This window comes from Rhizobium mongolense subsp. loessense, from assembly GCF_900099775.1.
Classification (GTDB): domain Bacteria; phylum Pseudomonadota; class Alphaproteobacteria; order Rhizobiales; family Rhizobiaceae; genus Rhizobium; species Rhizobium loessense.
This window is the reverse complement of sequence record NZ_FMTM01000008.1, coordinates 193,212-218,833: the sequence shown is the minus strand read 5'-3', so window position 1 is coordinate 218,833 and position 25,622 is coordinate 193,212. Positions and strand designations below refer to the sequence as shown.

The window sequence follows — 25,622 nt, the reverse complement described above, 5'->3', positions numbered from 1 at the left end:
CCAGAATGACCGGACAAACAGCTTCCGGTCGTTATCAGCAGCTCAGCCAAGCCAGATCGGCCGTCCTCGAACGAGCCCGCACTTCCGCTAAGCTGACCATCCCATCGCTTCTCCCACCCTCTGGGCACTCCGAGACCTCGACGCTGCCGACCCCGTTTCAGGGCATCGGTGCGCGAGGCGTCAATAACCTGGCCTCCAAGCTCCTGCTGGCCCTTCTCCCTCCGAACTCTCCCTTCTTCCGTTTGATGATCGACGATTTCACGCTCGAAAATCTGACGCAGCGAAAGGGCATGAGAGCCGAGGTCGAGAAGGGTCTGAACAAGATCGAGCGGGCCTTGATGACGGAGATCGAGACCACGGCCATCCGTGTGTCTGCCTTCGAAGCGCTGAAGCAGCTCCTCGTTGCTGGTAACGTCCTAATCTACCTCCCCCAGACGGGAGGCATGCGGGTCTTCCGTCTCGACCGTTACGTGGTCAAGCGTGACCCGATGGGTAACGTGATCGAGATCGTCACCCGAGAAGATATTTCACCTGACATGGTTCCCGCCTCAATGAAGGGAGCCGTGAAGCAGAAGTCGAAGTCGAACGAAAAGACTATCGAGCTTTACACCCACATCGTCCGTCAGGCCGACAAGTGGACCATTCGCCAAGAGATCAAGGGCATGTCTGTGCCGGGGTCGCATGGCTCCTATCCGCTGGACAAGTGCCCGTGGATACCGCTCCGCTTCACCAAGATCGACTGCGAAGACTACGGTCGCGGCTACGTCGAGGAATACTACGGCGATCTGTTGTCCCTCGAAACGCTCCAGCAGGCCATCGTCGAAGGCTCCGCTGCGGCTGCTAAGGTTCTGTTCCTCGTGAACCCGAACGGCACCACCCGCATGACGGATATCGCCAAGGCACCGTCTGGCGCAGTTCGCTCCGGTAATGCCGAGGACGTTAGTGTCCTTCAGCTCGAAAAGTATGCCGACTTCCAGATCGCCTTCAAGACGATTGAGACCATCCAGCAGCGCCTGTCGTTTGCCTTCCTCCTGAATACCGCCATCCAGCGGGCAGGGGAGCGCGTGACGGCTGAAGAAATCCGGTACATGGCCGGTGAGCTGGAAGATGCCCTCGGTGGTGTCTACTCAATCCTGTCGCAGGAGTTTCAGCTCCCGCTCGTGCGCGTCATCATGTTCCGCATGGAGCGCCAGAAGAAGATTCCGGCCCTGCCTAAGGGCATCGTCAAGCCAACCATTACGACCGGCCTCGAAGCGCTGGGTCGTGGCCATGACATGAACAAGCTGAGCATCTTCGCGCAGACAGCGTCGAACATCGCCGCTCTTCCGCCTGAGATCAGCAAGGCTGACTTCCTGATGCGCGTTGGTACCGCCCTCGGCCTCGACATGGACGGCCTCGTCAAGACGCCTGAACAGCTCCAGCAGGACCAGCAGACCGCGATGATGCAGCAGCTCATCGAACGGCTCGGCCCGAAGGGGATGGACATCCTCAGAGATCAACTCAAACCAGAGGTGCAAGATGGCTCGCAAGCCCCAGCCCAAGCCTCAGCCTGAGGTGGCCGAGAAGGTCGCCCCTGAGGGAGCCCGCAAGGGTGAACCGAAGCGGACTGAGCATGAAGGTGGCATCGTCTCCCTCGACTACTAAGGACCACCAGATGCCGTCATTCGGTGATGCATTCAAGGCTGCCCGCGCAGCCGGTAAGACGACCTTCAAGTTCGGAGGCAAATCCTACCACACCAAGACCAAAGACGAGATGGCCAAGACCAAGAAGGCCGTCCCGACACCAACTCCTCGACCGGAGAAGCAGGGACCGAACAAGCCCGCCGCCGCAGCCTCCTCGGCCCCGAAGCCGAAGCAGGACTATCCTCGCCCCGCAGCAGCGGTTGGCATCGCACGTGCTGGCTCGGCAATCTCCAACGCCGCAGCTCGGCAGGAGAACGCGCCTGTCGCCAAGGTACCGTCCCGCGCCAACGCGAACGGAAACACTGTCCAGAAGCCGCAGACCCCGCCTCGGGGCACCGTGGCAAAGCCTGAAACGCAGGGACCGAAGCCTGAAGAGCAGCAGTGGTTCGCCCGTAAGGGTTCCGCGATCTCGCTCGGCATCGCTCGTCGCCGCAACGCCCCGTCTCGATAACAAGCAGGAACAATGGAAAACGAAGTAACCGAACAGAACCAGATCGTCGTCCCCGGCTCGGAAGAGCATGACGCCCTGATGGTCGAAAAGTTCCAGTCCCAGAGTGGCAAGGAACAGGCTACCCCGCCCGCCGATGAGCGCCCGTCCTGGCTGCCCGAGAAGTTCGCCAAGCCGGAAGACCTCGCAGCTTCCTACGCCGAACTGGAGCGCAAGCTCGCCGGTGGCGCTTCCGAAGCACCGGCCCCGAAGGCTGGCGACGCGCCCCTCGAAGAAGCCCGTGACGTGGTCGCAGGCGTTGGCCTCGACTTCGACGCTCTCAGCGATGAGTTCGCCACGTCCGGTGCCCTGTCTGATGAGAGCTATACCAAGCTCGCTGAGAAAGGTCTGACCCGCGAAGTGGTCGACAGCTTCATCGAAGGTCAGGAAGCCAAGGCCCAGCTTTACCGTGCCGAGGTTCTCCTCGCCGTGGGCGGTGAAGACACCTACACGCAGATGTCCGAATGGGCTGCAACGAACCTCACGCAGGCTGAACTCGAAGCCTACAATGATCAGGTCGACAGCGGCAACCTCACGGCAGCCAAGATGGCTGTTCAGGGCCTCAGGGCTCGCTTTGAGAAGGAGAATGGCGCTGAGCCGCAGCTCCTCAATGGCGAGACAGGTGGCAACTCCGCCGAGGTGTTCCGGTCGACCGCAGAACTCACCGCAGCTATGCGCGACCCTCGCTACAAGAAAGACCCAGCGTACCGCGCTGATGTCGAGCGCAAGCTGTCCAAGTCCTCCCTGTTCTAAGGAAATCTGATGAACATTCTTCTGCTCCTCTGGGCGCACCTCGACGACATCTTCGCAGTGCTGTTTGCGATGCAGGCTGCCCTCGTCGCTATCGTGCGCCTGACCCCGACCCCGAAGGACGACGCTGTCGCAGCCAAGGTGCTGTCCGTCCTTGAAAGCCTCGCCTCTGTCCTGTCCGTCAAGCGGAAGGGCTTCCCGGCAGCTCCGACCTCTCCGGGTCTTTACTAGGCGGTCAATCCATCTTGGGGTCCAACACAAAGTTACGTTGGACCCCGAACTGCTCGGCAAATCGGTATCCCATCAGACGGTACCAGCGCTCGATTTCTGGATGAGTGCCGTAGCACATGGAGACCATCGGGAGGTTACCAAAACTTACTTGCATTTCACGCATGAAGGTCCTTCCAAATCTTACAGAAGGAGTCTTTGGATCGAAAAAGGCCTCGGTTCCATAGAAGTACGTTCCGATGATGGGGTGACCGGAAGCCTCGTCGGGTGAAAACCCGATAATCCCAACAGTGTCGTTGTTGTGATCTATCGCCCAAACAGCATCCTGTTTGCGCAGCGATCGGAAAGTGTTTTTGGCCTCATCAGCAGTGTACCCCGCAGCATGAGTCTCATCGACGCAACGTTGTGCGAGACCGCTGAAGACGGTCCGTAGATCTCGTGGGGTTGCTTTTCGTGCCTGCATTGATCCCTCTTACGATGCACGATCATAAAGTGAGAATATATGCGCTCTGTGGTTGTTGTGCCAGTCCCGAGTAGCAATCATCGCGTCGAGTCTGACTGACTCATCTACAGCGTTCCGTTCCATAAACGCTGAAGAGTGTACATGGCGTCAGCATTATAAAGTGCTGAAATACTGCCTGTGAAAGAAGTTCGACAGTGCTGCGTGCCTTATACGCGGCTGTCAAAGGTAATCCCCAGAACACCACTCTGCAAACTTAGCCCCGATGCGTCGGGACAACTTTGTCGTGTCGAGTGAAGACGTTCGGGAAGCCTGATCAACTTCCAACTCTTCACAGGAAATACTATTCATGGCAAACGCCAACGTTACCCGCATCGGTCAGATCAACGGCTCTGGTGATGTGGATGCACTCTTCCTCATGAAGTTCGCAGGTGAAGTTCTCACCGCCTTCGAGGAAACCAACGTCGCCCTCGAACATACGATGACGCGCACAATCGATTCCGGCAAGTCGGCCCAGTTCCCGGCAACCGGTAAGGTCGGCGGTGAGTACCACGTCCCGGGTACCGAGATCACCGGCCTGAACCTGAAGTCCGCTGAAACGATCATCACCATCGACGACCTGCTCATCTCGCACGGCTTCATCGCCAACATCGACGAGGCCAAGACCCACTACGACCTGCGCTCGATCTACTCGACCGAAATGGGCCGCTTCCTCGCCAAGACGATGGACAAGCACCTGCTCCAGGTCGGCGTCCTCGCAGCTCGCGCCACGAACGTGGTCGACGGTGAGCCGGGTGGTTCGGTCATCCTGACGGGTGAAGCTGGCCTCCCGGCCACGCCGAACTTCGACACCAATGGCGATCACCTCGCTGCTGCCCTCTTCATCGCAGCCCAGAAGCTCGACGAGAAGGACGTGCCGGAAGAAGAGCGTGTCGCCTTCGTGCGTCCCGCCCAGTACTACAACCTCGTCAAGGCAACCAACAACCTGAACAAGGATTGGGGTGGCATGGGTTCCTACGCTGAGGGCAACATCCTCAAGGTCGCAGGCATCCAGATCGTCAAGACGAACCACCTGCCGAAGACGGACCTGTCGGCTGCAACCGGCGTCGAAGCTGGCTCGGGCCTGAAGTATCGCGGCAACTTCTCGAACACCTCTGCGCTTGTCATGCACAAGTCTGCAGTCGGTACCGTCAAGCTGCTCGATATGGGCATGGAGTCGGCCTACGACATCCGCCGTCAGGGTCACCTGATGGTCGCTAAGTACGCGGTCGGTCACGGCATCCTGCGCCCGCAGGCCGCTGTCGAAGTCCGCAACGCTGCGGCCTAATATATCCACTCGTGAATTTATGGGGAGGCTCCTTCGGGGGTCTCCCCTTTTTTTCATCCTTCCCCTGAGAGGCCGAATGTCAGTCTTGATCCTCACTCCGACGACGGAGCTGGAGGCGATCAACCTCATGCTGTCCGTCATCGGTGAAAGCCCCGTTAACACGGTTGAAGACACTGGTGTTGTCGACGCAGTTGTCGCCCGCCAAATCCTCATTCAGTCCAGCCGAGACGTTCAGCTCGTTGGCTGGCACTGGAATACTGAAATCGACTACCCGATTGCCGCAAGCTTCCCTGAAGGTGAGCTTCTGCTGCCTCCGAACACCCTCAAGGTGGACACTTCGGGGCCTGACGCGAGCATCGATCTGGTCCAGCGAGGCAACCGCCTCTACGACCGCAAGAACCATACCTTCAGCGTGGGCCGCACGGTCTACGTCGAGATCGTCCTTCTCCTGCCTTTCGATCAGCTCCCTGAGGCTGCCCGCTCGTACATCGTGATGCGAGCCGCCCGCCAGTTTCAGGAGCGCATGGTCGGCTCGGAAGTCATCTGGCAGTTCAATTCCAGAGACGAGCTGAAGGCATGGGCGAACCTGCAATCGACGGAAGCTGAGACGCTCGATCTGAACGTCTTCAGCGATAACCCCTCCGTTCGCCGCGTGATGGACCGTACTCCCCCGGGAGGCCTCAGCTAATGGCAGGGGCTCTCATCTCCACGACCATCCCGAACCTGATTAACGGGGTCTCGCAACAGCCTTACGCACTCCGTCTGGCCAGCCAGTGCGAGCTTCAGGAGAACGCCCACAGCTCAGTTGTCGAGGGCCTCCGCAAGCGCCCCGGTACAACCCACCGAGCGAAGATTACCAACGCCCCCGCAGGCGAGCTGTTCACGCACACCATCAATCGCGACCGGACGGAGCAGTATGAGATCATCGTCGGTAACGGAGCGCTGAAGGTCTATGACCTGAAGCTTGGAACCGAGAAGACGGTAGCCTTTCCGAATGGCACCGCATACCTCGCTGCGACAGACCCGCGATCTTCCTTCAAGGCAGTCACGATTGCCGACTTTACGTTCATCATCAACCGCACGATCACGGTTGCGCAGGACACCACTCTTGCAGCAGCTCGGCAGCCTGAGGCCATTATCTGGGTCAAGCAAGGCTCCTACGGCACGAAATACTCGATCACGCTGAATGGCGTGACGGCTTCAGTGACCACGCCTGACGGCTCGACTGCCTCGCACATCTCGGATGTCCAGACTGATGCCATTGCCCAGAACCTGATAACCGCAATCAGCGCGGCGATCTCGGGCTTCACGTTCACCCGCAACGGGTCGAGCATCTGGGTCAGGAAGGCCGATGGCGCTGACTTCACGGTTGGCGTAACGGACAGCCAGGGCGACCAAGCGATGAAGCTCGTTAAGGGTTCCGTCCAGCGGTTCTCCGACCTGCCTGCGAAGGGCTTCGACGGTTTCCGTGTCGAGATTGCGGGTGATCAGTCATCCTCGTTCGACAACTACTACGTCCAGTTCAAGACCGAAAGCGGTACCCAATCAGGTGTCTGGGTCGAGAGCGTCAAGGGTGGTGAAGCAATTCGCCTCAAGGCCTCGACGATGGCCCATGCACTGGTCCGTGAAGCTAACGGCACGTTCACCTTCAAGCAGGTGACGTGGGAGGACCGGAAGGTCGGAGACCTCGACAGCAGCCCGATGCCCTCGTTCGTCGGCAAGAAGCTGAATGACATCTTCTTCCACCGCAACCGACTGGGCTTTATCGCTGATGAGAACGTGGTCTTCTCTCGCTCCAGCGACTTCTTCAATTTCTTCCGTTCGTCAGCCACTCAGGTTCTCGATACCGACCCGATCGATGCCGCTGTGTCGCACATCAAGGTCTCCATCCTGCAGCACGCAATCCCGTTCAATGAAACGCTGCTGCTCTTCTCGGAGCAGACGCAGTTCAGCCTCGGGGCCACCGAGCTGCTGACACCGGAGACGATCTCGATCAACCAGACGACCGAGTTCGAATGCTCGCTCAAGGCCCGCCCTGTTGGCGCTGGCCGGAACATCTACTTCACGTTCAATCGTGGGGAGTTCTCAGGTCTGCGGGAGTATTACGTCGACGGTGATACGAAGACGAACGATGCGAACGATGTGACCTCGCACGTCCCGGCCTATGTGCCGAAGGACATCTCGAAGATGGCTGCCTCTTCCTCCGAAGACACCATCGCCCTTCTGTCGGAGACCGAGCGCAACACCGTCTACATCTACAAGTACTATTGGAATGAGCAGGAAAAGCTGCAGTCCGCATGGTACCGGTGGACGTTCCCGGCGAGTGATACGCTCCTCTCGGTCGAGTTCGTCGAGAGCAATCTTTACCTGATCATCCGCCGTGCTGATGGCGTGTTCATCGAGAGCATGCCGGTCAACCCCGGCACCAAGGACACAGGCTTCGACTTCGGCCTTCACCTCGACCGCAAGGTCACTGAGGCGAGCTGCACGGTCAGCTACAACGCGACCACGAACCAGACGACGATCACTCCTCCGTACACCATGCAGGCTGGTGAAGAGTTCGTTATCGTGTCCCGTGATGGTGACCCGCTCAAGAAGCCCGGGCAGATCATCCCGTACACCCCCAGCGGCAACACGATGGTGGTCGCAGGGAAGGTGGAGAAGTTCTTCCTCGGTCGAAACTACGTGATGCGCTATCGCTTCTCGACGTTTGTCATCAAGGAAGAAGCGGTTGGCGGTGGTCAGATGACCGTAGGCGAGGGGCGCATCCAGCTCCGCAAGGCGAACCTGACCTACGACACCAGCGGTTACTTCCGTGTGGAGGTGACGCCCTTCCGGCGAGACACCTACCGCTACGTCTTCTCAGGCCGCGTGATTGGCTCGGCCAAGAACGTCCTCGGTCAGGTCGCCGTCGACAGGGGCCGCTTCTCGTTCCCGCTCATGGCCAAGAACGATCTCGTTACGGTCGACATCATCAACGACACCTTCCTCCCTTGTGCGTTCCTGAGCGCTGAGTGGGAGGCCCTTTACGTTATTCGCTCCAAGAGGCTGTGATGCTGGAAACACGTCGCTCGCTTCCTGAGGACGTGACGTATCTCGCTCCAAGACTTCGAGAGGCTGACCTGAGGGAACTGCAAGCTGCTGGCGCTGCCGGTGCTGAGCAGTCTCTCAGGGACGGCATCACTCTCTCGAAGGAGTGCATCAGCATTGTGAACGATGACGATAAGGCAGTGGCCATGTTTGGCGTCTGCCCGTCACCGGACAGTGACGTGGGATACATCTGGCTCCTCGGAAGTGACGAGATCAAATCAAACAAGACACGGTTTCTCCGCCGCTCCAAGCAGTGGATTGAAACCTTCCACCAAGAATTTCCGGTCCTCACGAACTACGTCGATCAGCGCAATACGGTCCACCTCATGTGGCTCCGCTGGCTCGGCTTCAAGTTTCTGAGAACCGTCAACGCACCGGGGCCGGGAAACCTGCCCTTCTACGAATTTGTGAGGATACGCAATGTGTGATCCCCTTTCGATGATCGGGTTCGCAATCGGCGCAGCTCAGCAGGCCTTCAGCTATCAGGGGCAGGTTCAAGCTGCCAATGAGCAGAACCGCATGTACCGCGAGAACGCAGCCCGCGCCAACCAGAACGCCCGCGACCAGATGTTCCAGACCCAGCAGCGCATGCTGCAGGAGCAAGAGAAGGCTGGCGCTGAGAAAGCCGACAACCTTCGTGATGCCCGTGAAGCCAAGGCTACGGCCACGGCAGCAGCCGGTGAGGCTGGTGTATCAGGTCTCTCGGTCGACGCCCTCCTGGCTGAGTTCGATGGCCGCGCTGCGACCGCTAACGACCGCGTCGATCAGAATACCGAATGGACGCTGAACCAGCTCAACAACGAAATGAAGGGCATTCGCTCAAACGCTGAGGACCGCATCAACTCGGTCCAGCGGGCAGCAAAGCCGTCCTTCTTCGACGCGGGTCTCAGGATCGCTGGTGCCGGTCTCGATTCCTACAACGACTACAAGGTCCGTCAGAGGACGACAGGGAGAGTTTAATGGCACGTTTGCCGGGGCTGAGGCCCATTGACGAAGAGCGCCGCCGCTCCGGTGGTGGCCAGAACCGTGGCCGCGTTCGCACACCCTCCGCTGACAACATCAGGGTGCAGGGACTGTCCCCGAGCGCTTCCCCGGTTGATACCTATGCCCGCCCCGAGCAGGCCCCGATTGGGTCGAATGGCTGGGAGAGCTTGGCGAAGTCTCTGGCTTCCATCCAGCCGAGCATCAACAACTTCCTGAACGTGCAGGGGCAGGAGCGTCAAGACGACGATGTCACCGCAGTGAGACAGGCGTTCCTGCAGAAGTCCCCCGACGAGGTCCGCAAGGCAATCAAGGAGGGCGCTGTCCCCGGTCTGACGAGCCTCGCTGGTCGAGAGCTTGCCGGTGAGCGTCTGGCCTACGACCGCTCGCTGCAGCTCATGTCGGCTTATCAGACTGACTTCGACCGCCAGACTGGTGATGTTGACGCCTTCGTGCGGGATCGTATCAAGGACGATCTGGCTGAGTTCGGGGACGACAAGGTTCTCATGGGGGCTTACTCGAAGCAGATCGCTGCCTTCACCGAGAAGCTCCGCAACCAGTCGGTCGACGACCGCGCCCAGTTCGTGCAGGACACTCGCCAAGGTGACGTGTTCGAGAGGTGGTCGGCTAAGTCCACCTTCAACCGTGCTGAGGGTATGGCCCCGGTCGATGTTGCGGCAGGCATGTTCGGAGAGTTCACCAAGAACCAAGAGCTGCTCCGCATCCCGTTCCAAAAGCAGCAGGAGATGATGCTTCAGCTTGCCGATCAGGCTGCCACCCGTGGCGATTACGATCTGGCCAAGTCCATCCTCCAGCACCAGCGCTCAGACGGCCCTTACAAGGGAAGCCTGATGACGGACGCTAAGGTGGGCGATACGGCCACCAAGCTGTTCGCTCGCATCGACGCTGACCAGATGAAGGACCGCATGGCTGCCGATGCCGCTGCTGATGAGGAGAACCTCTACAGCGAAGGCGTGAAGGCTGCCGAGGCCGGTGCGATCTTGGGCATTGGCGATGCACAGGTCCGTGACAAGAACGGTGAGCTGAAGACGGTCAGCGCCGACAGCCAGAAGAAGGAGGTCGCCAACCGGCTGATCACCAAGGCATCGGAGGAAGCTGCCTATCGGGAGAAAGACCCCGAGAAGCGCCCGCTGCTCGCTCGCCGTCTGGAGAAGGAGAAATTCGTCGGCTCTGGTCTGGAGCATCCCGTCTGGTTCAAGGCCATGAACGGTGCCCCAGGACAGATCAGCCTGAACGCTGCTACCGGCGAAATCCCCCCGTCTGCCAAGGACGCTTACGACACCTACCAAGACCTCTACAAGGACAGCCCTCAGTATCTCGCGAAGTTCCTTAACAAGGACGCTCTGGAGTTCTTCGAGGCTGCCCGACTGGCGGAAGAGGCGGGTAACGCAGGTACGCCTGAGGGTGCCCTGCGCATCGCCCATGCGGTGACGCAAGACCCGAACCAGATGGATGAGGGCCTGAAGCTCAAGTACGAGAGCATCGACAGCGCGGTGAACTCCGCAGTCTCCAGCTCGACGACTTGGGGCGAATGGGTGTTCGGAAAGCAGACAGCCGGTAACCAGAACTACGTCAGGAGCGAGGTCATCCGTCTCGCTAAGCAGTATGCGCTGCTTGGTAAGGACAACGACGAGGCCATCGAGCAGGCGAAGGAAACGTTCCAGAAGAACCACATCAACGTCGCTGGCTCGTACATCAAGAACGACAAGCGCCTCCCGGGCGACTTCGAGCCGCTGGTTAACCAGTACCTCTCGGAGTTTGTCGAGAAGCACAAGGGCGATCTGAACTACGACATCGACGACCTGACCATCGGCCAGAGCAATGGCACGGGTGGCTACTACATCGTCCGCAAATCCGACCGCATGCCTGCGGCCCCGGAGTCTAACGACATCTATTTCTCACTCAATACCCTGAACGACCTGCGTAAGCGCAATCGCGATCAGAAGATCGACGAGGTGACGACGAAGCAGAACGCACGCTAAGGAACCCTCATGGCCGACATCAGGTCAATCATCATTGATGCCGCGAACCGCTATGGCGTCGACCAAGACTATGCCCTCCGAACTGCCCAGATCGAGAGCGGCCTCAATCCTCACGCACAGAATAAGACCTCCTCCGCAGGGGGTCTTTATCAATTCATCGACAGCACATGGGGCAAGTACGGCAATGGCGCGTCGAAGTTCGATGCCTATGCCAGTGCTGACGCCTTCATGCGTTTCACGCGGGACAACCAGAACTTCCTCAAGAAGAAGCTCGGGCGTGACCTGTCGAAGTGCGAACTATACCTCGCGCACCAGCAGGGTGCCGGTGGGGCGCTGAACCTCTTGGCCAACCCGAACGCCATGGCAGTGAACCTCGTCGGTCGCGCTGCGGTTGTCGGGAACGGTGGCCAGACGGGCATGCTCGCTTCCGAGTTCGCCGGTCTCTGGGCAAAGAAGATGGGTGACACGGTTGTCGGTAACGGCCCCGCTGGCCTCGTCATGCCGGGATCGATGGGCAACTCCCAGAACCCCGGCGACTTCTCGGTTCACGATCAGGGCCGCATCAGCACCTCCGACGTGGTGCCTACGATGAACGTCACGCGGGCCGAAGAGGTCCAGCAGGAGAAGGACCGTCAGGCCGCTCAGCCGTCTTACGGCGATGCAATCGCGACAGCCGTGAAGAACGAGTGGTCCATCCTGACGCCCTTCCGTGCGCTCGGTCATTACGACCCTGAACCGGACTACAAGCTGACCAAGGAGAAGCTCGAAGCGTTCGGCCAGAGCATACCCGACGAGTACCTCGACGAGTTCGAGGACGCTGTCTCTGACGAACACGCTGCGGCCATTCGCGACCGGCTGCTGACCCAGCTTGAAGACAATCGCAAGATCGCCTCGCTGGGCACGGCCGGCACGATCATCTCCTTCGGGGCTGCCTTGACTGACCCCGGTGCTATCGCCGCTACGGCTGCGATCGGTGCAGTGACAGGTGGCCTCGGTGCCCCGGCTGCTGTGGCCGCTCGTCTCGGTCGCGTGGGCATGGTCGGCCTTGCTGCTGCTGAAGGCGTGGCCGGTAACCTCGCCACTGACATCCCCCTCACGGCTGTAGACCCGACCCGCGATGTGTCCTTCGATGAGCTGAAATACAGCATCGGTACCGGCCTCGTTATGGGCGGTGTGATGGGAGCCTTCCGGCGCAACCCAATGTTCACAGAAGAGGCCAAGCAAATCGCGAAGCTCGGGGAGCAGATGCGGACTGAGGCGGCTACTCCGACCGCTAATCCCGGCTCGGTTGGTGCTGCCGCTGTGATGGGTGATAACTTCACTCGCAGCGATACGTCCAACCTGATCGACGACTTCAAGCGTCTCGACCCCAAGGGCCGCTTCCTGAACTGGCGCATGGACACGGTCGGCCAGCTTATGAACTCGAAGAACCCGATGGCGCAGGCTGTTGCTCGCTACCTCGGTGAGGACGGTGTCCGTGCCAAGAGGGGCAGCGGGGTGGTGACCCAGATCGCCGCGACCGAGCGCATGCAGCGCCGACTGCGCGTGGCCCAGATCAACTGGTATCGGGGCTACGACGATGCCTGGAAGAAGTACCGCAAGGCAAACGGCATCAACGGCTTCAAGAGCCAAGACGCCAAGCTGCGGTTCAACGAGCAGATCACCGATTACATCCGCGAGGAGAACCTGTCTGTCCGCGCTCAGTTTCCCGCTGAGGTGAAGCAGGCTGCCGGGGCGTTCCAGTCGGAAATGAAATCCTTCTGGAAGGAAGCCCAAGAGCTGGGTCTAACGCGGACCGAGATCGGCGTGGAGAACTACTTCCCGCGCTATCCTCATCTCGCCAAGGCAACCAAGCTGATCAGGCAGATCGGCTACAGCATGGACGAGAAGGGTGGTCTGACGGACCTGTTCCGTGACGCCATCCTGAAGCGTCAGCCTGACATCGACCCTGCCATCGCCAAGCGCATGGGCTACGCGGTCCTCGACCGTATGCAGAAGCTCAGCTCTGGTGAGGAGATGTTCGGCAGTGGCAGTATCGGCTTCGATCTCGATGACCTTGAGGTGGAGCTGAAGCATTACCTCGACGACGACCAGATCGCCAACGTGAAGGCGTGGGCATCGCGCAATACGAAGAAGGAAGACGAGGCCAGCGGAGCAGCCCGCATGAAGGCCCGCATCATGCTCGATGAGAACCACTTCGCGGATGTCTGGGACAAGCATGGCGGTCGACAGAAGCTCAGCATCGCAGACTTCTATGTCAAAGACCCGCACACGGCCTTCCAGCTCTACTCGCGGAACATGAGCGGCCAGATCGCCATGGCCCGCATCCAAGTCCGTGACCCCGTGACCGGCGACCTGCTGGTAGACGGCATCAGGAATGCGAACGACTGGACGAAGCTGAAGAACCAGATCAAGTCCGTGGGCGAGGCGAGCGGCGCGAACAACACGCTCGATGAGAAGAACCTCGACTTCCTGTACTCGGCCATTACCGGCACACCGCTGGCTGGCATCGACCGTGGCTCTGATGGGGCGACGTTCTTGCGCATGCTGAGGGACTTCAACTTCCTGCGCCTGATGGGGCAGGTGGGTTTCTCGCAGGTGCCTGAGTTCGGTCGTCAAGTCTCTCAGGTTGGCATCAAAACGACATTTCAGGCGGTACCTTCCTTCCGCCATCTGATCGACATGGCCCGCTCGGGTAAGATGACCGATGAGGTGGCTGAGGAGCTGGACGCGCTGGGTGCCTTCGGTACCGACTACGAGCGCACCGCGCACTACCTCGACATGGACGAGATGGGCGTTCCGATCACCAGCGGGACCGATTCGATGACCCAGCGAGTGGCCGGTGCGGTGAACCCGAAGCTCCACGCGATGAACCGCTTCGTCTCGATGGGCTCGGGCATGGCCCCGATCAACCGTGTGTTCCAGAAGTGGTCGGCCCGTGCGGCTGCCGTGAAGTTCACCAAGATGGCGATGTTCGGGGATAAGATCGATGCAGAGCGTCTTCGTGCCCTCGGGCTTGGCAAGGACGATGCTGATAAGATCTTCGAAGCAATTAGGACGCACGCCACCTTCAAGGGCGGTGTGAAGTCTCCCTCGAAGCTTCAGAGCCTCGGCATCAAGAACTGGGACGGTAACACCCTCTCGCTCTTCGAGGATGCGATGTTCCGGCTGAACCGGACGATGATCCTTGAGAACGACCCCGGTCAGATGCACCGCTGGATGGCTCACCCGCTGGGCCAGATGGTCATGCAGTTCCGCACCTTCGCGATGGCTGCTCACACCAAGGCGCTGTTGCAGGGCTTGAACCTGCGTGACGGTCCCGCGATCTTCGGCATGCTGGCATCGAGCTTCCTCGGTTCGCTGGTCTATGCCGGTCAGATACACCTCAACCTGCTTGGCAGGGAGGACCGCGAGGACCAACTAAAGGAACGTCTGTCGTGGTCCAAGCTGGCCTTGGCTGGCTTCTCCCGCTCGTCGGAAAGCGCCTTGATCCCAATGGCGGCTGACATCGGCTGGCAGTTCTTCGGAGATGAGCCGATCTTCGACACCCGCTCCTCGGGCCTGAAGACGACCATGCAGGGCGCTCTCGGCAACCCGACTGGTGACCTGATCTCGACCGGCTTTGCTGGCGTTGCCGGTGTCACCTCTGCTGCCTTCGGGGACGACTACTCTCAGACCGATTGGCAGAACCTCACTCGCGTCCTGCCGTTCTCGCGCATGATGGGCGCTGTCCAGTTCCTTAACTGGGCTGGCTCAGGCCTGCCTCGGCGCGAGCTTCGCGACTAAAACAATCCACCAGTGAATGGCTGGCCCTCGGGGAAACTCGGGGGCCTTTTTCATTTCCAAGAAAGACACACACATGGCTCTTGCCTATGCGCAATCCCTCGGGGATGGGACTACCCGCGTCTTTACGGTACCTTTTCCCTACCTCTCTAAGACCCACGTTCAGGTGAAGGTGAATGGCGTTGCTGTCTCCTACACCTGGCTGTCGGAAACTTCTATCCAGACGGCCACAGCCCCGGCTGCTGGCGCAATCGTTGACAGACGCCGAGTTACCCCTCGTGACACCGTGATGGTCGACTTCGTGGACGGCTCGACGCTCGTCGAAAGCGATCTCGATCTCGCCACCTTGCAGGTCTTCTACCTCGCGCAGGAAGCGTTTGACCTCGGTGAGGCTTCTCTCGGTGTGACGGAGGATGGTTCGTTCTCTGCTTTGCAGCGCCGCATTGCCAACCTTCTCGATCCGACGCAGCCGCAGGACGCAGTGAACAAGCGGTGGGCCGAAACGGCGATGACTTCCCAGCTCGTGCAGGCCACCCAGAAGGCCAGCGATGCAGCTTCCTCGGCAAGCGCCTCGGCAAATTCCGCGACCGCTTCAGCCGGTTCGGCATCGACGGCGACGACCCAAGCAAACACCGCGACCACCAAGGCTTCCGAAGCTGCCGCTTCTGCGACGGCTGCGAACACGTCCAAGAACACGGCCACGACCAAGGCTTCCGAAGCTGCGGCAAGCGCTGCCGATGCTCTGGCCTCGAAGAACGCCGCTGCGGCTTCCGCTGATGCTGCCGCTCAGTCGGCTCAGGACGCTGCTCTGTTCGACCCGTCGAGCTACTACACGAAGACGGAGATCGATACATCTCTCGGCACGAAGCTGAACTCGTCGGCTTACACTGCCGCCGATGTGCTGGCGAAGATCAAGACGGTTGACGGTGCGGGTTCTGGTCTCGACGCCGATACGGTCGATGGACTGGCACCTTCGGCGTTTCCAGTTTCGACCGCGCAGCAGACAGCTTTGAACGCCAAAGCAGACAGCGCCTCCCCGCAAATCACTGGAATGGCGACGATTACAGGCGGTGGAGAAGCGTTGAGGATTATTACCTCAGACACGACTTCTGACCCCTATTTGTCGTTCTGGAAAGCCACTGTTCGGCAGGGTTACATACAGCACCGGGACGGTAGCGGAGACGCAGCAGGCTTCCGTATTGCTAACGACCTAAGCGGCGACCTGCTATGCCTGCCAAATGATGGCGGCATCGTGTTCTCCCACGATGGTACGAACTACCGCGAAGTGGCACGCATGTTCACCAGCGGACAGTTGGCTGTCACCTTCGGAGGTCTCCTGACGGTTGCTCACGGTCTTGGCTATAAGCCGACCCAGATTGCCGCATACTGGACGCCGACTACGTCCTACATGAATTGGAGCAACGGCCAAGAAATGCTGCTTGGCGGTAGCATCGACCATAGTGGATCAGAAGCTGGCTACGGCGTTGCTCTCTGGGCTGACGCGACGAATATCTACTGCCGCATGGGAGCGGTCAATGTAATGGCCCTTATCCCGGATAGGAATACCGGTGCTGGCTCGTCATCGAGACCTTCCGCAGCCGATTCCAAGCTCATTCTCAAGGCAAGCTAACATGACCGACAACACTCAACGTTTCTACGTCGATGGTGCAGGTAACTATCTTGGTTCCTACATCGGCTCGGTGCCTGACGGCGGTATCGAAGTTTCAACCGGACCTGAGTACGCCCACCTGAAGTGGGACTTCGGCCTGAAGGCGTTTGCTGCAGTACCTCTGGAAGAGCTTCGTGAACGGATGCCGAAGTTGACCTCCCGGCAGTTCTGGCTCGCAGCGGCTAGCATCGGTATCACTAAGGCCAGCGTTACAGCCACCGTCGACAGCCTCGCCCTGTCCGATATGGACAAGGAAATGATGAAGATCGAGCTGACGGAGGCGACCACCTTCGAGCGCCTTCATATCGCAGTGCTCGACCTCGCTGAGGCTCTCGCAATCCCCCCGGAGCAGCTAGACGCCCTCTGGGTCTGGGCAGCGGGGCTATAATGGAACACATGAACACCGAGGCCCTGCTGTTGATTGGCAGGGTCGAGGGCAAGGTGGACACGCTCATCAGTCTCGCGTCCGCGCAATCCCAGCGCATCGACACGCTAGAGGGGCGGATGTCGGCGGGGGAGGTGGATATCGCCTCCCTCAAGGCCAAGGCATCGACCAACCAATCCTTCATCACCAACATCACCGCGATCCTGGCCCTCATCGTGGCCGCGATCAGCGCCTATCTGAGCTACAAATAATGGACCTGAACAAAATCCTCGCCCAGCTCCACGAGGAGATGGCGCAGAAGCTGCTCGATAAAGTCCGTAGCGGTGAGGTGACGGCAGCCGAGCTGAACGTTGCCCGCCAGTTCCTCAAGGACAACAACATCGACGCAGTACCCAAGGAAGGCAGCCCTCTGAAGAGCCTTGCCGACGATCTCCCGTTCACGGGCGACGACGACCGTCCCTCCTACAACTAAACCCCTCACAGCCCCGCAGGTCTGACTCAGGACGTGCTTCAGTGACCTTCTGGCTACTACCCTAGCCGGAAGCGCTGAGGCGCGTCTGTGAGTCCCTGTGGCCTGTTGTATCCACAGGTGGATTAATGACAGCCGATAGCCTGAAGTCAGGCACCCATCTAAGTCCCGCTATCGACCCCCTGAAGAAGGACTTTCGAAACTTCCTCTTCGTGGTGTGGAAGCACCTCAACCTCCCAGTCCCGACAGCCGTCCAATACGACATCGCAGGGTATCTGCAGCACGGTCCCAAGCGCTGCGTGATCGAAGCCTTCCGAGGCGTGGGCAAGTCCTACGTCACCTCGGCCTTCGTCGTCTGGCTTCTCTACTGCAACCCGCAGCTCAACATCCTCGTGGTCTCGGCCTCGAAGGACCGCTCCGACCAATTCTCCAGCTTCACCAAGAGGCTGATCGCTGAGATGCCGATCTTTGCCCACCTCCGCGCCCGACCCGGGCAGCGTGATTCGATGGTGGCCTTCGATGTCGGCCCAGCCCGTAACTCTCACTCACCCTCCGTCAAGTCCGTAGGCATCACCGGCCAGCTCGCTGGTTCCCGTGCTGACATCATCATCGCGGATGACGTCGAGGTTCCGAACAACTCCATGACCCAGCTCCAGCGCGACCAGCTCTCGGAGCGTGTGAAGGAGTTCGACGCTATTCTGAAGCCGCTCCCCACGAGCCGCATCATCTACCTCGGCACCCCGCAGACCGAGATGAGCCTTTACAACAGGCTGCCTGAACGCGGCTATGAAATCCGCATCTGGCCTGCTCGTGTACCGACCGACCCCGAGCGCTACCTCGGTCGCCTCTCGAAGTTTGTCATGGACATGATCGAGGCCGGTGCAGCTCCGCGCCAGCCGGTCGACCCTCAGCGCTTCCAAGAGCAAGACCTGATCGAGCGTGAGGCGTCCTACGCCCGCTCTGGCTTCGCCCTGCAGTTCATGCTCGACACCTCGCTCAGCGACCAAGACAAGTACCCGCTGAAGCTCTCCGACCTGATCGTCGCCTCGCTCGACCCCCGCATGGCTCCCGCCAAGCTGGTCTGGTGCAACGACCCCGATAAGGTGATTTCCGACCTCCCGACAGTTGGCCTCCAGGGCGACCGTCTGCATCGCCCGATGTGGATCGCCAACGAGATGGCCGAGTACTCCGGTGCGGTCATGGCTATCGACCCGTCCGGTAAGGGCGGTGACGAGACGGCCTACGCCATCGTCAAGATACTTCACGGCAACCTCTTCATGGTCGCCTCAGGCGGCTTCAAGGAAGGCTACTCCGAAGCGACCCTCAAGTCCCTCGCAATGCTGGGTAAGACGCACAACGTGAACCGCGTGATCGTCGAAGCCAACTTCGGTGACGGCATGTTCACGCAGCTCCTGAAGCCGGTGTTCACCCGTGTCCATCCCGTGACCATCGAGGAGGTTAAGCACTCGACCCAGAAGGAACGCCGCATCTGTGACGTTCTGGAGCCGGTCATGAACCAGCACCGCCTGATCGTCGACGCAGGGGTCATCAAGCGTGACTTCGAGGCTGAACCTCATCGCCAGCTCTTCCACCAGCTCACCCGCATCACCCGTGATCGCGGTGCCCTGATCAACGACGACCGTCTTGATGCTCTCGCCATCGCTGTGACCTACTGGGTTGAGCACATGGCCCGAGACACGGAAAAGGCCGCTGACGACCATAAGGCAGAGCTGCTTGAGAAGGAGCTGAGAAGCTTCGCTGAGCATGTCTTCGGACATCAGGGACAGGACAGCCTTAGGTGGATGAACATCGGTTGAAGACCAACCCTTAATTACCACCCACTTAAGGAGAACCCGGAAGGGGAAGACCACGAATAAAGGAGAGGAGAGGGGATTGATGAAAAAGAGTTCCCTCTCCGAATGATCTTTATGATGGATGAGGGTGGGAGAAACCTTCATCCACCTCCTCCCATCCCCAAGGAAAACCTTAATGGTAACCTATAAGGGTTGACCCCAGATTCCCCGGTTGTGTATCTCTCAGGCTTCATTCTGGGGCAATCATGAAGACACTCACCAAGACACTCGCGCTAATCTCCCTCGCTGTGGCCTCTGGCTGCACGACGATGGAAGACGCTAAGCCAGCCATGCAGAGCCTTAAGGGCCAGCCTGTGCAGGCAGCCTTCGCCAAGCTGGGCTACCCTGACGCTGAACAGAACATCGCTGGGAAGAAGATATACGTCTGGAACACCAGCAGCAGCGGGACGTACACGGTCCCCACGACCAACACAGCCACGACCTACGTCAACGGCCAAGCGATCTACAGCACCGTTCAGGGCACCCGCACGGAGTCCTACGACTATTCCTGCAAGCTCAGGCTCATCGCGAGCCAAGGCGGGATCATCGAGAATTGGGACTGGGATGGCAACATCGGCGGCTGCGAACGCTACGCAGCTCGGCTGAAAGGCTGACCATGATCAACTGGTTCAAGCAAAGCGACCGCTGGATGATCGCCCTCGTGGTGGGTGTGGGATTGCTCTTCGGGCTCATCAATGTGTACAGCTAGGCCGCGCGCACCTGACAAATCTCGCTTTCGCTCGATTGTCAGGTGTCAATAGGGGGAGATGATTTGCTCGAGAAGATGACCCACGTTAAAAATCCATTAAGCGTTGTGGCCATCTTCGCCTGTTTCGCGGAGGTGAGCGGGACAGCGATCTTGCCTTTCCTCGGTAAGGAAACTCAGGACATCTATGTTTGGTTCTTGATGACCTTCCCGACGCTGCTGGTTGTTCTGTTTTTTGCAGTACTGAACTGGAACCACACGGTGCTGTATGCCCCGTCTGACTTCAAAGACGAGACGAACTGGCTCACCCTTCTGGTCAAGGCGTCACCAGTAGCGGTGGAAATTAAGGCTCAAGAGGAAGTGGCCGAAGCTGGGCTTGATGAAGCGGGACGTTCCTTCCTGGAGGACGCGGAACCTGTCGAAGAAACAAATCAGGCGGAGCTCCTTCCAGTACAAGAGAACGATACTCCACTGCCTTCGCCGCCCAAAACCTCATCTCAGGTTTCATACTCGAAATTTTCGGAAGAGCGCACGAGATTCCTAAGGAAGCGCACAAAGGACGCAGAGCAGAGGGTTCTCGCCAAACTGGAAAGGGAACGAGGACTGTTGTTCGCGACAAACGTGTCACCATCGAACAGACCAAATCTGGTGTTCGACGCGGTATCCATGGCTCTGAACGAAACAACGGTCGTGGAAGTTAAGTATACAGCGCGTGCATCTTATCCGCTCGCAGTTGTCGGTCAGGTGTACGATCGTGTCAAAGAGTTGAAAAAGGACATGAACGTCCCCCGCAGCTTTAAGATGAAGCTAATACTGGTGTTCATTACCTCGGATGATACAAGCGACGCAGAGCAACTTAAGTTGATCAATCGGGCCAAAAAGTTGGCGTCTAACTACCCATTCCAAGTTGAGGTCTTGATCTACCGTTATAGTGAGACAGCTGTTGAGCCCAGCTTATAATCTCGCTGCCGCTCGATTATCAGGTGTCAAGTGAATAGATACGACCAGACCAAGGTAGCCTTACTGAAGCTCCTACCTGAGCCTGAGGGAACCCTTGATCTATACGCCATAGGGGAGCCTCTCGTGGCCCAAGGGTTCAGCCAGGACGAGATCACCAACGTCCTCCTTTCGCTGGAAGCTCAGAAGGTCATCGAGCTGCTTCCGGGCAATTGCCTGAGGGTGACCAAGAGGTTGCCTGAGGGGTGACTACCCACGATTCTCTGCAGAAGTCAAATCCTGAACTGTGCGTATATCGGGCGCTCGGGGAAGCCTTTATGTTTCACCTCATCGAGACACTGATGGATGGACTTGAATGCTCGTAGATATCTTCACATTCCGATACAAAGATGTTCGCATCTGGGATGAATTCACGGATGATCGACGGCGGCTCTTCGTGCAAGCTTCAAGGCTGCTGACTGAACAGCTCTTCCCACTCGACATCGGCTCCAATCCATTTGAAAATCGAGACCATACCCTTAAGGCTGCCCTCCGGCATCTCGCAATGGAGCTGGGCGTGAATGACTTCGATGGAACGAATAGCAACCCAGACACAACGACCAAGGGATTTCTGCAGGCTCGTCCGCTAGCGTTGCAAAATGAGGACACCTTCATCAAAGATCGTGTGAGCCTGATTGAGCTTGTTTTCCGTTATCGTGAACAACAGATCGAGAGAGAGAACGCGAAGCTCCCCGAGAAACTCAAACAGGCGCGCCTTCAAGACATGCGTGCAAAGACCGTGCACGGCGTGAGTTTACCGGGTTCTCAGGAAGATCGAGCGAAAAATGCGAACGACAAGTTGAATAAGTGGTTTTCTGAGAACGTCAACGAATTGAACGTCAGGCTAGCAAGAGCGGACATGCGCCTCGCGTATCATGCCGGTTACTTTCAGTTTACGGGCGACAATCTTGTCGAAGAGCAGATACGGCAGCCTTTCTGGAAGGTGATCGACCATGCGAGATGGGCAAACGTCGAGGTTGACATGTTGGAGGCCTTAGACAGAAGCGACAAGAACGGTCGTGATCCTAGCCTGTACGCATCAAAGGCGCTTGAGAGCACCCTAAAGATCATTTCCGGTGAGAAAGGTTGGACATCCGGAAAGGAACCCGGTGCAGCCAGTTTTGTGCAGAACCTTAAGAAGAATGGATACCTGAAGCAGTGGGAAGAGGACATCCTGCTGGACTTTTTCCGGAAAGTCAGAAATCCCCACGGACATGGCCCCGGTGGTGAGCCAATGCCGCAATTCTCTCTGCCGCAAAACGAATGGGCCATCGACACCTGTATGGGCTGGATAAAGTCGCTCGTAAGCAGATTTTAGAATGTTCGCAGCAAAAATCTGAGAGGGCAAATCAGATATAAGGAACACCGGCTTCCCCCCGCTGCCCCTCTTTCCCACGCAAACAACCCTTCATCGGCCACAAACGGCGCATCAATGCCACATCGACGTGACACACGCTGACTAAGCCATTGATTTCATTGACATGCACACCAGATGAATGATCTGCATTCAGCAGTGATGTGCAGCCGATGGGGCGATAACTAGCGGTTGACAGAATGTCCTCGCTCCCGTTTCTTTGGGGGTGATAATGCCTTTTCGTGGTACCAATAAAGCGGTCTAAAGGAGGCGCATCAATGGGCTTTGTAACTTTCAATAAAGTCGAGATCGGCGAGACAAAGCCGTCCTCCGCTAAGGTTTACGTCAATCCCGCGTTTGTCACGTGCGTAGACAATTATTTGCCCGGCACATCAGCAATTTGGCTGGTGAACCACCACGGATTTCAGGGTGGTGCTATTTTAGTTCACGGCGCGCCTGAGAAGGTCATCAAAGCGCTCGAAGCCGCTCAAGCCTGACAGCAAATAACTGTCTATTCTTTTGGCGCGCCCTCTGCTTTCAGCAGATACGTCACGAATGAAGCGCATATACCAAGCATAAAAAGCGCATCTCTCTCAGTGACGTTCGCGTCACCCTGATCGAAAAGCGAGTGGCGAACTCCCTGCTCGTTGCTCGTGTAGCCGTAGAGCTTAACCAATGCCTCCCTAAATGCGTCATGCATAGGGCTTGCTTTGTTAAGCTCTCTGATCGCCGCGCTGAAGCTTCCAGTTATGCCGGTCTTGTTGAATACAATGGCTTCAACCGCATGAATGCTCTCCCGGACGGAGTCTGCGAAACTTCCAGCCGTGAGATGTGTCGACGCCTTTGTTAGGTGGGAGCGAACGCCATCAAGGCCTAACGCTGATGCCTTCTCTACGGCTTGTATGATAGCTTGGCCCTCTTCGGGAGAGGCGATAGGCATGATCGAATTCGAGACTAATCGATATGCGGCTCGCTCCCGGACAAGAATATTTTCGACGTATTTGCTAGTGTATTCGTCTTGCAGTTGACGCAAGAACCATTCGATGAAGCCGAGTGTCTCAGAATAACTGGCTTGTGGCAGGAAATGCCTCCTCCAGAGTTGCGTTAGTTCTGGAGCCTTGTTGTTCCATTCGTCGATAAGGTAACTGGTTCGCTCAATAATATAGGCACGGGCGACCCGTTGAATGACTCCCTTCAAGAGGGCGTAGTCGCCTGTGTTGGCGACTATCTTTTGATGCACCACGTTCCAAAGCCGAGACTTTATTATCGGCGTTACTTCCTTCAGCTTGAGTTGCGAAGGCAGCGGTACAAGGCCTTCAGCTTGTTCGAATGAAATAAGGTGCCGTTCGTTATCCATTCCACTCTCAAGGTTTCGTTGGCCGTGCCACACACGACTCAGAAATTTGCTTACAAGATAGAAATATAGACTCAGAACCAATGACTTAGAAGATGATCGCCAATTTACAAATATCTGCCTCTTTACAATCAATCCACTGGTGAATATATGTATTGCACCAAACCGGAAACGGGGCGGGGCTGAGGGTGGCGCTTCAGGGTTCTTTGACATCGTGAACGGCTAACATCGACCCTTCGGGGTTGGTGGGTAGCACTGGGCGTAGCGGGATAGCTGCATCTAGTCCTATTCACCGGTGAAACGAAAAGGAGATTTCACATGTTCAAGGGCACTCTCATCCGTTCAGGAAACAACGCGAAAACGGTCAAGGGTGATGGCGAGTATGAAACGGCTATCATGTACCTTGCGCCCTTCACTTTGGCAGGCTCGAACGTCTGCCCAATGGCTGAACAAGCGGGCTGCGTTAAGGGCTGCCTGAACACGGCAGGACGCGGCGCTTACAACAATGTGCAGGTGGCGCGGATCAACAAGACAAAGCGCTATCTGGCCAGCCGTACTCAGTTCATGGCTGATCTGGTCGACGATCTGGAGCGCTTCGTTGCCTACTGCGAGCGCAAGGGCGTCAAGCCAGCGGTTCGCCTCAACGGCACCTCAGACATTCAATGGGAAGTCGCGCACTTCGCAAGCCGTGGCGACAAGCGTGGCTCAGTCTTCGAGTTGTTCCCTGAGGTGCAATTCTACGATTACACGAAGGTTTACAAGCGGGCCTATCGGGCGCTGCCGGTCAACTACTCGCTCACCCTGAGCTACAGCCACGCTAGCACGGCCTATGCTGAGGCAGTCGTGAAAGCAGCGAATGAGACGGGCGCTAACATCGCTGTGGTCTATCGCACTAAGGAGCTACGCGACACACTCGCCAGCTACGATTGCGCCGGTCTGGCGACTACTACAGATTTCAATCTCAATCGCCCCGTCTTCAATGGCGATGAAACTGACCTACGTTTCCTTGATCCCAAGGGCGTGATTGTCGGCCTCTACGCAAAGGGCGCTGCCAAGGGTGACCGCTCGGGCTTTGTCGTGGGCTAATTCATTCACCGGTGAATTAAATGCCGAAACGGGCCTTAGCGGGCCTGTCGCGGGCCTTGGCATGGCTCGCCTGAAGATGGCTGCCGATTGAAGGAAATGAGGGAATGGCACGAAAGCCGAGGAAATATCACACGCTGGTCATTCGCATTAACGGGCGCTGGTCGCCTGAGTTTGGCGCTTATGAGCGGGAAGACGTGAGGGCGGAATACGCTGGCTATCTCGAAAGCGGAGAGGCCAAGCGCAAAGACCTGAAAGTCATCACCACTGGCGACACGCAGGCTGAAATCATGGCCGCAGTCGCCAAGCTGAACGGGGAGGGCGCGTAATGGCCGCTACCTATCACGTTCGCAAGGTGGCCAAGGGTCGCTGGGCGGTGACTTCAGTCATTCCGGGCTGGATCACGCCAATCGGCACCTACACGAAGCGCTCAGCCGCGATCACGACAGCCCGACTGCTCGCAGGGTGGCGCTCCTCGGTCGTCGTTCACTCCTCCTAAATCCGCCGAAACGGGCCTCTCTGGGGCCTGTCCCTGCGCTTGGCATGCGCGGGCTGATGATGGCTGCCCTGAGGATTACCAAGATGGAATTTGACTACTACGAAGTTCGCCCCTGCATCGACGTGAACGGGGCTTTCATCAGCTACCGGACGCTTGAAGCGTTCGAAGAAGACAAGGCGCGTCTCGTCAAGCTCGGGGAAGTGAAGCTGACTTGGACGATCTACGGCATCCTGACCAATGGCGAGGCCAGGGCGATTGGCGACTTCGTCGATCAGGCCAGCGCCATGGCCATCATGAACGCCATCCTTGCTCCGATGGCCCGCGCTCGCGATCTGATCTGGGAGGACAACGACAAAGCCTACGCGGTCCTCGACGATGTCATTAACCAGTCAAGCAACAATGAGAGAATTTGAACCCACCACCTGATGAGGCCAGTCAAGGCCGAAACCTAAGGGATCGTTA

At 58.2% G+C, this 25,622-nt stretch carries 27 protein-coding genes and 1 other RNA gene; 26 read left to right on the top strand and 2 right to left on the bottom strand.

The genetic code is table 11. From position 1 onward, the window contains the following. Positions 1-5 precede the first annotated feature (5 nt). The 4 genes from BLP23_RS23940 to BLP23_RS23925 all read left to right on the top strand — a co-directional run bounded on the left by BLP23_RS23940 (position 6) and on the right by BLP23_RS23925 (position 3,151). The gene (locus tag BLP23_RS23940) at positions 6-1,553 is read left to right on the top strand and encodes a portal protein (RefSeq protein ID WP_092587238.1); all 1,548 of its coding nucleotides are present in this window, start codon (positions 6-8) and stop codon (positions 1,551-1,553) included. Positions 1,554-1,654: 101 nt separating this feature from the next. Then, positions 1,655-2,134 carry a hypothetical protein gene (locus BLP23_RS23935; protein WP_092587237.1) on the top strand — a complete coding sequence of 160 codons (480 nt, stop codon included), beginning with the start codon at positions 1,655-1,657 and terminating at the stop codon, positions 2,132-2,134. A 12-nt stretch (positions 2,135-2,146) separates the two neighbouring features. Further along, the gene (locus BLP23_RS23930; protein WP_092587236.1) at positions 2,147-2,923 is read left to right on the top strand and encodes a capsid assembly protein; all 777 of its coding nucleotides are present in this window, start codon (positions 2,147-2,149) and stop codon (positions 2,921-2,923) included. 9 nt (positions 2,924-2,932) lie between these two features. Further along, positions 2,933-3,151, top strand: coding sequence for a hypothetical protein (locus BLP23_RS23925; RefSeq protein ID WP_092587235.1), 219 nt, complete (start codon positions 2,933-2,935; stop codon positions 3,149-3,151). Positions 3,152-3,155: 4 nt separating this feature from the next. Here the strand turns inward: BLP23_RS23925 and BLP23_RS23920 are convergent, their stop codons facing one another. Next, positions 3,156-3,611, bottom strand: coding sequence for a hypothetical protein (locus BLP23_RS23920; RefSeq protein ID WP_092587234.1), 456 nt, complete (start codon positions 3,609-3,611; stop codon positions 3,156-3,158). A 346-nt stretch (positions 3,612-3,957) separates the two neighbouring features. On the opposite strand from BLP23_RS23920, the gene BLP23_RS23915 reads away from it, so the two are divergent. The 17 genes from BLP23_RS23915 to BLP23_RS23835 all read left to right on the top strand — a co-directional run bounded on the left by BLP23_RS23915 (position 3,958) and on the right by BLP23_RS23835 (position 22,721). Then, positions 3,958-4,935, top strand: a complete 978-nt coding sequence (locus BLP23_RS23915; RefSeq protein WP_092587233.1) for a phage capsid protein — start codon at positions 3,958-3,960, stop codon at positions 4,933-4,935. 76 nt (positions 4,936-5,011) lie between these two features. Further along, complete coding sequence (locus BLP23_RS23910; protein ID WP_208603189.1) at positions 5,012-5,623, top strand: hypothetical protein; 612 nt, start codon at positions 5,012-5,014, stop codon at positions 5,621-5,623. Then, entirely contained in the window at positions 5,623-7,989 is a 2,367-nt protein-coding gene (locus tag BLP23_RS23905) for a phage nozzle protein (RefSeq protein WP_092587232.1), read from the top strand. Before BLP23_RS23910 ends, BLP23_RS23905 begins: the two co-directional genes overlap by 1 nt. Continuing rightward, positions 7,989-8,453, top strand: a complete 465-nt coding sequence (locus BLP23_RS23900) for a hypothetical protein (RefSeq protein ID WP_092587231.1) — start codon at positions 7,989-7,991, stop codon at positions 8,451-8,453. The genes BLP23_RS23905 and BLP23_RS23900 overlap by 1 nt, the downstream gene beginning before the upstream one ends. After that, entirely contained in the window at positions 8,446-8,985 is a 540-nt protein-coding gene (locus BLP23_RS23895) for a virion core protein, T7 gp14 family (RefSeq protein ID WP_092587230.1), read from the top strand. Before BLP23_RS23900 ends, BLP23_RS23895 begins: the two co-directional genes overlap by 8 nt. Beyond that, on the top strand, positions 8,985-11,009 hold the full coding sequence (locus BLP23_RS23890; RefSeq protein WP_092587229.1) for a hypothetical protein: 2,025 nt from the start codon (positions 8,985-8,987) through the stop codon (positions 11,007-11,009). Before BLP23_RS23895 ends, BLP23_RS23890 begins: the two co-directional genes overlap by 1 nt. A 9-nt stretch (positions 11,010-11,018) precedes the next feature. Next, positions 11,019-14,795 carry a transglycosylase SLT domain-containing protein gene (locus BLP23_RS23885; RefSeq protein WP_092587228.1) on the top strand — a complete coding sequence of 1,259 codons (3,777 nt, stop codon included), beginning with the start codon at positions 11,019-11,021 and terminating at the stop codon, positions 14,793-14,795. Between the two features lie 73 nt (positions 14,796-14,868). Next, positions 14,869-16,422 (top strand): phage tail fiber domain-containing protein, encoded by a 1,554-nt coding sequence (locus BLP23_RS23880; protein ID WP_167363960.1) that lies wholly within the window; start codon positions 14,869-14,871, stop codon positions 16,420-16,422. A gap of 1 nt (position 16,423) precedes the next feature. Continuing rightward, on the top strand, positions 16,424-16,849 hold the full coding sequence (locus tag BLP23_RS23875; RefSeq protein ID WP_092587226.1) for a hypothetical protein: 426 nt from the start codon (positions 16,424-16,426) through the stop codon (positions 16,847-16,849). Then, positions 16,849-17,097 carry a hypothetical protein gene (locus BLP23_RS23870; protein ID WP_092587225.1) on the top strand — a complete coding sequence of 83 codons (249 nt, stop codon included), beginning with the start codon at positions 16,849-16,851 and terminating at the stop codon, positions 17,095-17,097. Before BLP23_RS23875 ends, BLP23_RS23870 begins: the two co-directional genes overlap by 1 nt. Next, positions 17,097-17,318 (top strand): hypothetical protein, encoded by a 222-nt coding sequence (locus tag BLP23_RS23865; RefSeq protein ID WP_092587224.1) that lies wholly within the window; start codon positions 17,097-17,099, stop codon positions 17,316-17,318. Before BLP23_RS23870 ends, BLP23_RS23865 begins: the two co-directional genes overlap by 1 nt. A gap of 125 nt (positions 17,319-17,443) precedes the next feature. Beyond that, the gene (gene terL, locus BLP23_RS23860; RefSeq protein ID WP_092587223.1) at positions 17,444-19,132 is read left to right on the top strand and encodes a phage terminase large subunit; all 1,689 of its coding nucleotides are present in this window, start codon (positions 17,444-17,446) and stop codon (positions 19,130-19,132) included. 242 nt (positions 19,133-19,374) lie between these two features. After that, positions 19,375-19,782 (top strand): hypothetical protein, encoded by a 408-nt coding sequence (locus BLP23_RS23855; protein WP_092587222.1) that lies wholly within the window; start codon positions 19,375-19,377, stop codon positions 19,780-19,782. 158 nt (positions 19,783-19,940) lie between these two features. Then, on the top strand, positions 19,941-20,834 hold the full coding sequence (locus tag BLP23_RS23850) for a hypothetical protein (RefSeq protein ID WP_092587221.1): 894 nt from the start codon (positions 19,941-19,943) through the stop codon (positions 20,832-20,834). Positions 20,835-20,957: 123 nt separating this feature from the next. Further along, positions 20,958-21,080 (top strand): hypothetical protein, encoded by a 123-nt coding sequence (locus BLP23_RS34980; RefSeq protein WP_267890100.1) that lies wholly within the window; start codon positions 20,958-20,960, stop codon positions 21,078-21,080. A 106-nt stretch (positions 21,081-21,186) separates the two neighbouring features. Next, positions 21,187-22,188: an AbiJ-NTD4 domain-containing protein gene (locus tag BLP23_RS33800; RefSeq protein ID WP_167363959.1), complete on the top strand. Its 1,002-nt coding sequence runs from the start codon at positions 21,187-21,189 to the stop codon at positions 22,186-22,188. A 314-nt stretch (positions 22,189-22,502) separates the two neighbouring features. Continuing rightward, on the top strand, positions 22,503-22,721 hold the full coding sequence (locus BLP23_RS23835; protein ID WP_092587219.1) for a hypothetical protein: 219 nt from the start codon (positions 22,503-22,505) through the stop codon (positions 22,719-22,721). Between the two features lie 14 nt (positions 22,722-22,735). Here the strand turns inward: BLP23_RS23835 and BLP23_RS23830 are convergent, their stop codons facing one another. Beyond that, positions 22,736-23,581, bottom strand: coding sequence for an AbiJ-NTD4 domain-containing protein (locus tag BLP23_RS23830; RefSeq protein ID WP_092587218.1), 846 nt, complete (start codon positions 23,579-23,581; stop codon positions 22,736-22,738). Between the two features lie 315 nt (positions 23,582-23,896). Between BLP23_RS23830 and BLP23_RS23825 the strand changes: the two genes are divergently transcribed. The 5 genes from BLP23_RS23825 to BLP23_RS23810 all read left to right on the top strand — a co-directional run bounded on the left by BLP23_RS23825 (position 23,897) and on the right by BLP23_RS23810 (position 25,573). Next, on the top strand, positions 23,897-24,664 hold the full coding sequence (locus BLP23_RS23825; protein WP_092587217.1) for a GP88 family protein: 768 nt from the start codon (positions 23,897-23,899) through the stop codon (positions 24,662-24,664). A gap of 104 nt (positions 24,665-24,768) precedes the next feature. Beyond that, the gene (locus tag BLP23_RS23820; protein ID WP_092587216.1) at positions 24,769-24,990 is read left to right on the top strand and encodes a hypothetical protein; all 222 of its coding nucleotides are present in this window, start codon (positions 24,769-24,771) and stop codon (positions 24,988-24,990) included. After that, on the top strand, positions 24,990-25,160 hold the full coding sequence (locus tag BLP23_RS33795) for a hypothetical protein (protein ID WP_167363958.1): 171 nt from the start codon (positions 24,990-24,992) through the stop codon (positions 25,158-25,160). The genes BLP23_RS23820 and BLP23_RS33795 overlap by 1 nt, the downstream gene beginning before the upstream one ends. A gap of 3 nt (positions 25,161-25,163) precedes the next feature. Next, positions 25,164-25,232: hammerhead ribozyme type II (locus BLP23_RS23815), an RNA gene on the top strand. Positions 25,233-25,243: 11 nt separating this feature from the next. Further along, positions 25,244-25,573, top strand: coding sequence for a hypothetical protein (locus tag BLP23_RS23810; RefSeq protein WP_092587215.1), 330 nt, complete (start codon positions 25,244-25,246; stop codon positions 25,571-25,573). The last annotated feature ends 49 nt before the right edge of the window (positions 25,574-25,622 follow it).

Coding starts and splice junctions, on each gene's coding strand:
- BLP23_RS23940 (WP_092587238.1), top strand. CDS start 6: ATGACCGGACAAACAGCTTCCGGTCGTTATCAGCAGCTCAGCCAAGCC.
- BLP23_RS23935 (WP_092587237.1), top strand. CDS start 1,655: ATGCCGTCATTCGGTGATGCATTCAAGGCTGCCCGCGCAGCCGGTAAG.
- BLP23_RS23930 (WP_092587236.1), top strand. CDS start 2,147: ATGGAAAACGAAGTAACCGAACAGAACCAGATCGTCGTCCCCGGCTCG.
- BLP23_RS23925 (WP_092587235.1), top strand. CDS start 2,933: ATGAACATTCTTCTGCTCCTCTGGGCGCACCTCGACGACATCTTCGCA.
- BLP23_RS23920 (WP_092587234.1), bottom strand. CDS start 3,611: ATGCAGGCACGAAAAGCAACCCCACGAGATCTACGGACCGTCTTCAGC.
- BLP23_RS23915 (WP_092587233.1), top strand. CDS start 3,958: ATGGCAAACGCCAACGTTACCCGCATCGGTCAGATCAACGGCTCTGGT.
- BLP23_RS23910 (WP_208603189.1), top strand. CDS start 5,012: ATGTCAGTCTTGATCCTCACTCCGACGACGGAGCTGGAGGCGATCAAC.
- BLP23_RS23905 (WP_092587232.1), top strand. CDS start 5,623: ATGGCAGGGGCTCTCATCTCCACGACCATCCCGAACCTGATTAACGGG.
- BLP23_RS23900 (WP_092587231.1), top strand. CDS start 7,989: ATGCTGGAAACACGTCGCTCGCTTCCTGAGGACGTGACGTATCTCGCT.
- BLP23_RS23895 (WP_092587230.1), top strand. CDS start 8,446: ATGTGTGATCCCCTTTCGATGATCGGGTTCGCAATCGGCGCAGCTCAG.
- BLP23_RS23890 (WP_092587229.1), top strand. CDS start 8,985: ATGGCACGTTTGCCGGGGCTGAGGCCCATTGACGAAGAGCGCCGCCGC.
- BLP23_RS23885 (WP_092587228.1), top strand. CDS start 11,019: ATGGCCGACATCAGGTCAATCATCATTGATGCCGCGAACCGCTATGGC.
- BLP23_RS23880 (WP_167363960.1), top strand. CDS start 14,869: ATGGCTCTTGCCTATGCGCAATCCCTCGGGGATGGGACTACCCGCGTC.
- BLP23_RS23875 (WP_092587226.1), top strand. CDS start 16,424: ATGACCGACAACACTCAACGTTTCTACGTCGATGGTGCAGGTAACTAT.
- BLP23_RS23870 (WP_092587225.1), top strand. CDS start 16,849: ATGGAACACATGAACACCGAGGCCCTGCTGTTGATTGGCAGGGTCGAG.
- BLP23_RS23865 (WP_092587224.1), top strand. CDS start 17,097: ATGGACCTGAACAAAATCCTCGCCCAGCTCCACGAGGAGATGGCGCAG.
- terL (WP_092587223.1), top strand. CDS start 17,444: ATGACAGCCGATAGCCTGAAGTCAGGCACCCATCTAAGTCCCGCTATC.
- BLP23_RS23855 (WP_092587222.1), top strand. CDS start 19,375: ATGAAGACACTCACCAAGACACTCGCGCTAATCTCCCTCGCTGTGGCC.
- BLP23_RS33800 (WP_167363959.1), top strand. CDS start 21,187: ATGCTCGTAGATATCTTCACATTCCGATACAAAGATGTTCGCATCTGG.
- BLP23_RS23835 (WP_092587219.1), top strand. CDS start 22,503: ATGGGCTTTGTAACTTTCAATAAAGTCGAGATCGGCGAGACAAAGCCG.
- BLP23_RS23830 (WP_092587218.1), bottom strand. CDS start 23,581: ATGGATAACGAACGGCACCTTATTTCATTCGAACAAGCTGAAGGCCTT.
- BLP23_RS23825 (WP_092587217.1), top strand. CDS start 23,897: ATGTTCAAGGGCACTCTCATCCGTTCAGGAAACAACGCGAAAACGGTC.
- BLP23_RS23820 (WP_092587216.1), top strand. CDS start 24,769: ATGGCACGAAAGCCGAGGAAATATCACACGCTGGTCATTCGCATTAAC.
- BLP23_RS33795 (WP_167363958.1), top strand. CDS start 24,990: ATGGCCGCTACCTATCACGTTCGCAAGGTGGCCAAGGGTCGCTGGGCG.
- BLP23_RS23810 (WP_092587215.1), top strand. CDS start 25,244: ATGGAATTTGACTACTACGAAGTTCGCCCCTGCATCGACGTGAACGGG.